This is a genomic window from Bifidobacterium sp. SO1 (assembly GCF_018555335.1).
GTDB lineage: Bacteria > Actinomycetota > Actinomycetes > Actinomycetales > Bifidobacteriaceae > Bifidobacterium > Bifidobacterium simiiventris.
In genome coordinates this window covers 116,833-127,236 of the sequence record NZ_JAFEJR010000009.1, presented here as the reverse complement: position 1 = coordinate 127,236, position 10,404 = coordinate 116,833, and the positions used below count along the sequence as shown (strand labels likewise).

7 protein-coding genes are annotated in these 10,404 nt (G+C 63.7%); 1 reads left to right on the top strand and 6 read right to left on the bottom strand.

Features of this window, described 5'->3' with window-relative positions; genetic code table 11:
• Positions 1-262: 262 nt before the first annotated feature.
• Positions 263-1,282, top strand: a complete 1,020-nt coding sequence (locus JS541_RS08825) for a substrate-binding domain-containing protein (protein ID WP_214374092.1) — start codon at positions 263-265, stop codon at positions 1,280-1,282.
• Positions 1,283-1,775: 493 nt separating this feature from the next.
• Here the strand turns inward: JS541_RS08825 and JS541_RS08820 are convergent, their stop codons facing one another.
• The 6 genes from JS541_RS08820 to JS541_RS08795 form a co-directional block, all read right to left on the bottom strand.
• A complete protein-coding gene (locus JS541_RS08820; RefSeq protein ID WP_214374091.1) occupies positions 1,776-2,549 on the bottom strand; it encodes a TraX family protein in 774 nt (257 codons plus the stop codon).
• 112 nt (positions 2,550-2,661) lie between these two features.
• A complete protein-coding gene (locus JS541_RS08815; RefSeq protein ID WP_214374090.1) occupies positions 2,662-3,483 on the bottom strand; it encodes an HAD family hydrolase in 822 nt (273 codons plus the stop codon).
• A gap of 13 nt (positions 3,484-3,496) precedes the next feature.
• A complete protein-coding gene (pulA, locus tag JS541_RS08810; protein WP_214374089.1) occupies positions 3,497-5,614 on the bottom strand; it encodes a type I pullulanase in 2,118 nt (705 codons plus the stop codon).
• A gap of 582 nt (positions 5,615-6,196) precedes the next feature.
• Positions 6,197-7,093 (bottom strand): ABC transporter permease subunit, encoded by an 897-nt coding sequence (locus tag JS541_RS08805; RefSeq protein ID WP_214374088.1) that lies wholly within the window; start codon positions 7,091-7,093, stop codon positions 6,197-6,199.
• Complete coding sequence (locus JS541_RS08800) at positions 7,090-8,469, bottom strand: sugar ABC transporter permease (protein WP_214374101.1); 1,380 nt, start codon at positions 8,467-8,469, stop codon at positions 7,090-7,092. Before JS541_RS08800 ends, JS541_RS08805 begins: the two co-directional genes overlap by 4 nt.
• A 506-nt stretch (positions 8,470-8,975) precedes the next feature.
• A complete protein-coding gene (locus tag JS541_RS08795) occupies positions 8,976-10,319 on the bottom strand; it encodes an extracellular solute-binding protein (protein ID WP_214374087.1) in 1,344 nt (447 codons plus the stop codon).
• Positions 10,320-10,404 lie beyond the last annotated feature (85 nt).

Here is a 10,404-nt window from a genome sequence, read left to right as displayed (position 1 = left end):
TCGTGGACGAGATCAACAACCGTCCCATGCGGGTACTCGGCTACCGCACGCCGGCCGAGGCATTCACCGACGAACTGCTAGAATTAGCCGACAAACAAGGGCGTTGCACTTCTAAATAGACAACGGGATGAAAGCGTCGATAACGTTTGCAGTGTATGATAGAACCAATAGTGATATGGCATACCGCGCAACGGGTAGATTGCCTGACGATGGACGTCGGCGGTATACAACGTCAGCGATACCAACCGGTTTGGAGGGCACAGTGAGTAAAGCAGACATCTACGAGGTAGCCAAGGCGGCCGGCGTTTCCATTTCCACCGTCTCGCGCTCGTTCACGCGACCGGAACTGGTCTCGGCGAAAACCCGCCGCAAGGTACTGGAGATCGCCGACAAACTCGACTTCAACATCTCCCGTTCGGCCACCGCGCTCAAGTCCGGGCAGACCTACCGCGTCGCGATGCTCATGAACGAGGAGATCACCAGCTGGTTCAACACGCAGGTGTTCGCCGGCATCGAGTCGCTCATGCCCCCGGCCGGCTACGACATCTCGCTGTTCCAGCACATCGACACCGCGGAGAACCGACATGAGTTCTTCAGCGAGCTGCCGGTCCGCCGCAACGTCGACGCGGTGTTCGTCGCGTCGTTCGCCATCGACCCGCACGAGGTCGAACAGCTCAAACGTATTCATGTGCCGATCATCGGCATCAACACGCCGTCGCTCGAAGGATTCGATGCAACCGTAAGCATCGACGACGAGAAGGGCATGTACACGGCCACGCAGCACCTCATCAGCCTCGGTCACAAGCGCATCGTCTACCCGTGCTCCGAGGCGGCGACCATGAGCTCATCGATCGACTCGCGCGCCCGCGGCTTCATCCGTGCCTGCGAGGACGCGCAGGACAAGCACGACATCAACTGGCAGGTGCTCACGGTGCCGCGCGGCCCGTCGTTCGCCGACTCCGCGCTGTCCGCGCTGCTCGCGCTCGACGAGTTCCCGGACGCGATCTGCTGCCAGATGGACATGATGGCGATCCCGCTGGTCATCAAGCTCGGCCGCTACGGCCATCTGACCCCGCGCGACTACTCGATCGTCGGCTTCGACGACAGCCCCTACTCCGACACGATCAACCTGACGACCATGCGGCAGGATCCGTACGGCATGGGCCGCACGGCCGCCACGAAGGCACTCAAGCTCATCAACGGCGAGCCGCTGACCACCCCGCACGAGGTGGTCGACGCCCAGCTCGTGCTGCGCGGCACCGACGCCCCATACCAGGGCTGACACCCCCTATCAGGGCCAGCACCCCTATCAGGGCCGCCCCGAACTAGCCCCTACCGCGACCTACCGGGGCCGTCTCTTCCCGGGCTTACGGCCGTTCCGACCCCTCGAAACGGCCATATGCCCGGGAAGAGGACTCCGGAACCGGCTCAACCAACCATCATCCCCGGGTTTACGGCCGTTTTATCCTTCCAAACCGGCCGTATGCCCGGGAAGAGCACCCCAGGACTGACCCAACACCCATCCCTTCCCGGGCTTAAGGCCTCCCCGGCCCCTCAAACTGGCCTTATGCCCGGGAAGGGGTCTCCGGAACTGGCCCAACCAACCATCATCCCCGGGCTTACGGCCGTTATCACAACCCGAACAGGCCGTAAGCCCGGGAACAGGCCACATCAGAACCGTCCCTTCCCGGGCTTACGGCCGGTTTGACACCTCGAAACGGCCGTAAGCCCGGGAAGGGACGGCGCACCGGGAAGACCTAGCCGCCGCCGATCGGTCACAGCGTCAGTAGCGCGCCAAGCAGCAGCATCGCCGGGTAGAGCGCGTAGAACACCCACTTCGCCCATGGCCGCTCGTAGCCGAGCCGGTCGTTGCGGTAGTGCAGGAACGCCACGCCGATGCCCGGCGTGATGCACATCACCGCACCGAGCAGGCCGGCGGTGAACATCATCGTGTTCTCGTGCGCGCTCAGGAAGTAGAACACCAGCACGAACGCCAAGGCCAGCACGCCCGTGTACATCACCCGCTGGCTCACGCCAATCTGCAGCATCACGTTCCACAGCACGCCCGCGAGGATCAGCGCCACAGTCATCACCCATCGCACGAACCCCGCGTAGTGCCGCGCGATCCAGTCAACCGCCACCAGCACCACGTACGCGAAGAACAGTCCCCACACCGGGTTGTGCGTGTGCGCATCGAACCAATGCCCGGTCATGATCTTGTCGTACGGCAGTCCGGCCAGCATCGCGACGACGAACAGCCGGCCCGCGTACCGCATACGGCTGCGCGTGTGCTTCCAGCCGTTGTAGACCAGCCACGAATAGATCGGCACCGCGCACCACGACGCGACCTCGCACACGACTGCGGCGGTCAGGCCGGTCATGTTATCCGCGGCGGGCGCGCCGAAAATCAGCGGGATGACAGTGGTGGACGCGACCGACAGCGCCATGAACACCGCGCCGATCACCTTGAGCCGGAATACGCTCAGCCCCCTGCGCCGTCTGGTCTCACCGGATTCGCGCCGGATCTTCGCCATCTCGATGTCGTTCATGGTTGCCTTTCCCTCGCAATCGGCGGGCCTCGCGCATGCCGTTCGCGGCGCGCATCGGCGGTCTCGGACGGTTTCCGTTGCAGGACACGGCGCAACGCACGACATACGACGGTCAGCGACGTATCCCGAGGAACCGTAGGACTCCAGCATAGTCTGCGCCTGCGAACGATTGCAACGCGTAGGAACTCACGGTCGGATCGTCGGACGGGGAGATCTCGGTGCGCAGGTAGATGCCGTCGATGCCGGCAGACCGCGCGCCGATGATGTCGGCCCGTTCGTCGTTGCCGATCATGATCGCGCGTTCCGGCCGCAGCCCCTCGCGAGCCAGCGCGCGCTGATAGATCTCCGGCGATGGCTTGCGCACGCCCTCCTCGCTGGAGATGACGATGCGGTCGAACACGTGATTCAGGCCGAGCTTCAGCAGTTCGGGCCGCGTATAGCAGGCCTGCGCGTTGCTCACGAGCACCACGCGCAGACCGGCCTTGTGTAAGTCCCCCAACAATTGCAACGCACCCGGATACAGCCGCAGCTTGCGGGTGCTGGCCTGGCGGAACGTCCACGCCAGACGGGAGGCCTGCGCCGAGATGCCGACGCCGGCCATCTGCGCATACACCGGCAGCAGGTCGGGTTCCGCCCATTTGCCGTATGACGCGACCGCCTCGGCCCGGATCGGCGCGGCGACCTTGTTGAACACGTCACGCACCGTCGCGGCGTCGCAGTCGCGCCACGAGGCCCGTCCGGACACGGCCGCATGCGCGTCCGCCGACACGTCCGCGAACAGCGAGCCGCGACCGCCGCCCCAGCTCGGGCCGCGGTCGGACTCCACCGAAATCAGACCGTCGCGCAACGCGCTCCACGCGTCATCGGACCATTCGTCGGTGCGGATGTCCACCAACGTGCCGTACAGATCGAACAGCACCGCGTCGTATCGCATAAGCCAACACCTTTCAACGCTTGCGCCGCCAGACGGTGAAGCTGTACGGCGGCAGCGACAGCCGCCGGTTCTCCACCGCGGTCGGCGCGTCCGGCGAGGAGCAGTACACGCACGCCCATTCGTCCGGCGCGATCGGCGACAGTTCGCCATACGGGCCGGTCTTCTCCAGATCAACCGTCAGTTGCAGCTGCGTCTTCGCGGTCGGGTTGATCGCGATACAGTCGTCGCCCACGCGGAACACGACCGTCTCGTCAACGCGCGGCACGATCATGCGCGCGCCGCCAAAGTACGCGGGATTGCCGCGCCGCAGCCGGATCAGCGCCGCGTAATGGTCGACCAGCGAGCTGAAACGTTCCGCGCGCCGCCAGTCAAGCTGGTTGAGCGAAGCCGGGCTGCAGTACGAGTCGGAGTTGCCGTGCTTGGTGCGCGCGAACTCCTCGCCGCCGAGCAGGAACGGCACGCCGGCCGCCGAGAACACGATGCCCGCGGCCAGCCGGTTCGCACGCATGAGATCCGCGCACGACGGGTCATCGGCCGAGTAGTCGGTCTCGTTCGGCATGCGGCGCATGACCGCGCACAGCTTGTCCCACAAGGTCAGGTCGTCGTGCGCGGACACGTACTGGATGACCTGCGCCACGCTTGCGGTCTCGTGCTTGGTGCCACGCCAGCCGTTCTCGGCGTGGCGGATGTCCTCGGCGTAGTCGGCGGCCGCGCCGGTCAGGTAACCGGGCACCCAGTGGTAGAAGATGTGGCCGCGCACCGCGTCGCGCGTCGAGTCGCAGAACGCGCCGATGCGCGGGTCGAGGTACGGCATGCCGCGCTTATCGGCGAGCACGACGCCGGCCGGCAGCGCGGTCTGGCCGGCCGCCCACGGTTCGCCGTGCATGAGGATGCTCGCGCCGTCCGGCAGCGCATCGAGCGCCGCGCGCACCGCATTCATCGTGTCCACGTCGATCAGGCCCATCAGGTCGAAGCGGAAGCCATCGATATGGTATTCGCTCGCCCAGTACACGGCCGAATCGACGATGTACTTGCGCATCATCGCGCGCTCGGAGGCCACGTCGTTCGAGCAGGCCGAGCCGTTCGCGAAGCTGCCGTCGGCGCGGCGGCGCAGCGCGTAGCCGGGGATCATCCGCTCGAACCAGTTGTCGGTCGAGAACATGTGGTTGTAGACCACGTCCATGATGACCTTGATGCCGGCCGCGTGCAGCGCCTGGATCATCTGCTTGCATTCGCGGATGCGAACCTCGCCGTGGAACGGGTCGGTGCTGTACGAGCCTTCCGGCACGTTGTAGTTGAGCGGGTCGTAGCCCCAGTTGAAGCCGTGCTTCGGGTCGGTGCGCGGCAGTGATTCGTCGATCGAACCGTAGTCGTAGAACGGCATGAGCTGGACCGCGGTGATGCCGAGCCGTTTGAGATACGCGACACAGGTCGGGAACTTGCCAGCGTTGTCAACGCTGCTGTCGTTGTCAGTGAACGCGAGATAGGTGCCGCGATGGTCGGCGGGGATGCCGCTGTGCGGATCGTTGCTGAAGTCGCCGATGTGTGTTTCCCAGATGACCAGATCGCTGGCGGGGGTGTGCGGACGGGCGTCGCGTTCCCAGCCGTCCGGATTGGTTTGGGCAAGGTCGACGACCATGCTGCGACGGCCGTTCACGCCGGCCGCGCGCGCCCACGGGTCGGCGGTGCGGTTGATCGTGCCGTCGGCGAAGCGGACGAGATAGTCGTAGTAGGTGCCGTGGCCGACGCCGTCGCAGCGCACGAGCCATGTGCCGTTCGCGCCCGGGGTCAGTTCGTGCGTTTCGGTCGGATCGACGGATGCGATCGGACCGGTTTCGTCGGCCGCGGTCATGCCATCGTTGGCAACGGCACGGTCGGGAGTGCGGCCGGGCGCGTGGACACCGTCATGATCGGTGATGGCGTTCGCAGCGTCCTCGACCGCGGAACCACTGGTGAACAGGCGCAGCGTGACACCGCTGGCGCTCGGCGCCCAGACGCGGAACGTGGTGCCGGAAGCATCCGGGAACGCACCGAGGTCGTCGCCAGTGTAAACCGGGTAGTCCGGGCACGGCTGCGCCTGCTCGGCGGGCGTGCCTGCGGCCACGGCCGGGGCGTCAACAAGCTGCTCCATCGTGGTTTCCTTTCGTAAGGTATGCGGATATGTGCGCCGATGATATGCGCCAAGACATGACAAGGCTCCCCTCCCCGGAGGGAGCCGCCGAGCGAGACGCAACCGAAAGCGGCTATGCGTGTGAACTCTACTTTTACTTCCGGCTATTGTCGCTCAGCAGCTCCCCACGGAGAGAGGAGCCTTGGGATTGCTAGTGGGTCGTCGGCGTTTGCCGGCGCGGTCGGACGAATAGCGCATCACCCCGTCATTTCGACTGGACGAGCGCGCCCCCTGTCATTTCGACCAAGCCGACACGCTCCCCTGTCATTTCGACCGAGCGCAGCGAGCGGAGAAATCTTCCACAGCACAACGGTTTCGTAAGATTTCTCGACTCGGCTACGCCTCGCTCGAAATGACAATCTTGGAGGACTCGGCTCGGGCTGATGCATTCAACGAATCAGGGGATCGCCCCTTGGTGAGGCGTCGCCTGCGGCGCTGCAATTACGGACTCGCCTACGGCGAGGCTCAATGCTGCCTTCGCTCGCCTATCGGCTCGCTCAGGCTGACGCTACGGGAAGCCCACTGGGCTTCCCGTTTAACGCGTCAGCCCTTCACCGAACCCGACATCGACTCCTGGTAGAAGCGCTGCATCACGATGAACAGGATCGCGATCGGGATCGAGACGAGCACCGCGCCGGCCGCGAACTTCGCGAACCAGTTGTTGATGTACTCCTTCTGCAGCATCAGCCACAGGCCGAGCGAGACGGTGTAGTTCGTCTGCGTGCGGCAGATGACCTTCGCCATCACGAAGTCGAGCCACGGGGTCAGGAAGCCGATGATGGCCTGGTAGACGATCATGGGCTTGCAGATCGGGATGATGATCTTGTAGAACACCTGCAAACGAGTGCAGCCGTCGAGCATCGCGGCCTCGTCGAGCGAGGTCGGGATCGTGTCCATGAAGCCCTTCATCACGTAGAAGCCCGCGCCGGTGCCGGCCGAGTAGACCAGGATCAGCGCGATGATCGACGTGTTGCCCTCGGTCAGGCCCATGGCCTTCAAAATGAAGTAGATGGCGGTCACGGCCATGATGCCCGGGAACATGCCGAGGATCAGCACCACGTTCATGAACGTCTTGCGCGTACGGAAGCGCAGGCGCGACATGCAGTACGCCACGGAGAGCACGAAGAAGATCGAGATCACGCACACGAAGCACGCGACGATCAGCGTGTTCATGTACATGCGCGGGAAGTTCATGACCGTGCGGTCGGTGAACAGTTCGATGTAGTTGTCGAGCGTGAACGCCTTCGGGAAGAAGGAGCTCTGCGACGGCGACTTGTCCTGGTTGAAGCTCTCCGCGAACACCCACACGACCGGGATGATCCAGATGACCGCCATCACGGCGAGGAACAGGTGGGCCAGCACGTCGCCGAGGATGCGGCGCTTGCGCGCGTCGTGAAGCAGGCCGTGCGACTGGGCCTTCTGAATGCTGTGATTACTCACCGGAATCCCTCCTCATTCTTGTAGGAACCGGAGCTGCGGTAGGTGATGAGCGACACCACCGCGAGCACGATGAAGGTCATGATGCCGATCACGGCACCGAGGTTGTAGTCGCCCTTGTCGACCGTCAGCTTGTACAGCCAGGTGATGAGCAGGTCGGTCTTGCCGGCGGACGCGCCGACCGGCACCGGGTCGCCCGCCGTGAGCAGGTAGATCACGTTGAAGTTGTTCACGTTGCCGGTGAACGTCGTGATCAGGTACGGCGTGAGGACGAAGAAGATGTACGGCATGGTGATCTTGACGAAGATCTGCCACCAGTTCGCGCCGTCGATGCGCGCGGCCTCGTACAGATCGGCCGGAATGTTCTGCAGGATGCCGGTGATCTGCATGATCGTGTACGGGATGCCGATCCACAGGTTGATCACGATGACGGTGACGCGCGCCCACGTCGCGTCGGTCAGGAACGGCAGCGGCGCGTCGATCAGGCCGGCGGATTCGAGCATGCGGTTGATGATGCCCTGCTGGCGGAGCATGGTGCGCATGACCAGCAGCGAGACGAACTGCGGCACGGCGATCGACATGGAGAACACCGCGCGCCAGAAGCCCTTGAAGCGGGTGGTCTTGCGGTTGATGATCATCGCGAAGAACATGCCGAAGAAGAAGTTGAGGAAGGTGGCGAAGAACGCCCACACGAGCGTCCAGATGAGCACCTGCACGAACAGCTGCGCGTTGACGGTGGCGCCGGCGCCGCCCGAGAACACCTGCTTGAACGTGTCGAGGCCGACCCAGTCGAACAGGACGACGTTGCTGTGGTCGTAGTTCGTGAACGCCATCGAGATCATGAAGATCAGCGGCAGCACGGTGAAGATGAGGATGCCGAGCGTCGGCAGGAACATGAGCAGTTCGTGCGCCTTGGCGTCCTTGAGGGTGGCGATGTCGTCCATCAGGGACGGCACCTTGCCGCCGTTGGCCTTGGCGAGGCATTCGGCCTTGTACGCGCAGCGCAGCGACAGCGTCCACAGGTAGACGAACGCGATGATCGCGACGATCGAGCACACGCCGTACAGCAGGATGATGACCGAGTTGTCGCCGGCGGTGTACTCCCAGTAGCCGTCGACGAGCACCTTGCCCTGCTTCTGCGTGCCCAGGCTCGGCAGCTTGCTGAGATAGCCCGCGCCGCTGCTGACCATGAACGCGATGAACGCGATCTCGCCGGCCAGCAGGAGCAGGCCCTTGACGATTTGCTTGTGCGCGAGGTTGCCCAGACCGAACACGACCGCCGACAGCTTGGTCGGCACGTCGCCCTGGGTCAGCGCGGCCTTCACCGAATACGGCGAAGGAGCCACGTAGTCGGCGCCCATGCGCTTGCGCCGCCTCATCTCACGCGGGGAAAGGGTTGCCGTTGTCATGAAACCCTACCGCCTCTCTCCTTGTATCGTTTACGTTTGCGTCATCCCCCTTCGTCATAACCCCGTAGAACCGATAAAGCCCGGGTGCCGAACCATATTCAGCGCCCGGACTCTGTCGGCAATGGAGGAGAAGGAGGAGAGGTAAGTTTTGGATGAAACCGCTGTGTTGGTTGAGGCTGCGGAGCGGTTGCGCGGTTTCGTGACATCCGCTCCGCAGTGGCGTACCTTATCGGACCCTCAAGAGTTGGTTCCCAGTCAGACATCCTGTCATTTCAAGCAGGCGAACAAACATCCTGTCATTTCGAGCGAGGCGAAGCCGAGTCGAGAAATCTTGCAGACCGATCGGGAGAAGATTTCTCCGCTCGCGTTCGCTCGGTCGAAATGACATGTCTTCTGGGATGTTCAGTTATGTGTTGTTTGGATGATTGCCGCCGGACCGGAGTCTGTGTTGCGTGTGGGACCGGCGGCGATCACGATCATTCGGTCTTCGTCATCGCGGCAAGCAGCTTGGCGAAGTCGGCGGCCTTCTGGGCGGCGTTGTCGACGGTGGTTTCCTTGTTCACGATGGAAGCGCCGTAGGCCTTGGCCGGGTCCCACCACTCATTCATGGCCGCGATGGACGGCTGCAGGATGGAGGTGTTGGCGATGGTGTTGATCTGGGCCTGGGCGGCCGGGTCCTTGGCGATGGAGCCGAAGTCGGAGCCGTTGCCCTCGTAGTCGGCGAGGGAGTTGTCGGACGGCACCACGCCGCGCAGATCCCAGTGGAGCTTCTGGGCGTCGGCGGAGCCGAGGAAGGCGGCGAACTGGGAAGCGACCTTGGTGTTCTTGGCGTTCGGGTTGTAGGCGACGGCCTTGGAACCGGCGAAGGCGTCCATCTGGTACTCCTGGCCGTCCACGGTGAACTTCGGCAGCTGCGCGGCGGCGTAGTGGTCGAAGTCGGCCTTGCCGTCCTCATCCTTGTCGGGGGCGAGGATGTCCTTGACGGCGGAGGCGTTCCACGTGCCGGAGAAGTAGGCGTGGACCTTGCCGGCCTTCAGGTTGTCCATGCCGGAGGTGTCGTCATCGTTGATGAAGTTGGCGTTGTTGGCCATGTTGACGAGGTACTTGGTCGTTGCGGTGAGCTTGTCGACGTCGACGGAGACGCCCTTGGAGGCGTCGGTCGGGTTGGAGTTGTCGCCGAAGAAGGTCAGGTCGGCGGACTTGGTGAACCACGAGGCCATGTTCCAACCGTTGGTCATCGGGAAGGAGACGGCGGCCTTGGAAAGCATGGTGTCCCAGTTCTTGACGTCGTCCGCGGAGAAGACGGAGGAGTCGTAGTACATGAACCAGGTGTTGGCGGTGTACGGCACGCCGTAGAGCTTGCCGTCGGTGCCGGTCACGGAATAGACGAGGACCTGGGAGTTCTGCTCCTTGACCTGCTTGGCCTCGTTCTCGCCCAGCTCGCCGATGGCGCCGGCCTTGACCAGCGTGCCCAGCTGATCGTTCGCGAACATGTAGACGTCGGCGGCGGCGGCCGGATCGCCGATCACGGTCTTGGACGCGTCGGCTTCGGAGACGACGTCGTTCTTCCACGTGATCTTGTAGTCCGGGTGGGCCTCTTCGAACTTCTTCTCGACCTGGGCCAGCCAGGACTCGGAACCGTCCTTGCCCTTGGCCTGGTCTTCCTGCGGGGCCCAGACGCTCAGGGTGACCTCGGTGGTGCCGGAGGTCTTGTTCTCGCCGCCGGCGTTGTTGGCGGTCTCGCCGCCGCACGCGGCGAGCGGCAGCAGCATGGAGGCGGCAGCAGTAAGGCCGATAGCCTTCTTCCAATTGATCTTCATCGATCTTCCTTTCCTTTACTTACATCGTTGCGTTTTCTCTTATGCACTGCATACGTTGCAGCCCTTTTGCAGAGCTAGGTATTGC

What these genes read in the sequence shown, in the direction of transcription:
- JS541_RS08820 (WP_214374091.1), bottom strand. Translation starts at nt 2,549, where the DNA reads ATGAACGACATCGAGATGGCGAAGATCCGGCGCGAATCCGGTGAGACC.
- JS541_RS08815 (WP_214374090.1), bottom strand. Translation starts at nt 3,483, where the DNA reads ATGCGATACGACGCGGTGCTGTTCGATCTGTACGGCACGTTGGTGGAC.
- pulA (WP_214374089.1), bottom strand. Translation starts at nt 5,614, where the DNA reads ATGGAGCAGCTTGTTGACGCCCCGGCCGTGGCCGCAGGCACGCCCGCC.
- JS541_RS08800 (WP_214374101.1), bottom strand. Translation starts at nt 8,469, where the DNA reads ATGAGGCGGCGCAAGCGCATGGGCGCCGACTACGTGGCTCCTTCGCCG.
- JS541_RS08795 (WP_214374087.1), bottom strand. Translation starts at nt 10,319, where the DNA reads ATGAAGATCAATTGGAAGAAGGCTATCGGCCTTACTGCTGCCGCCTCC.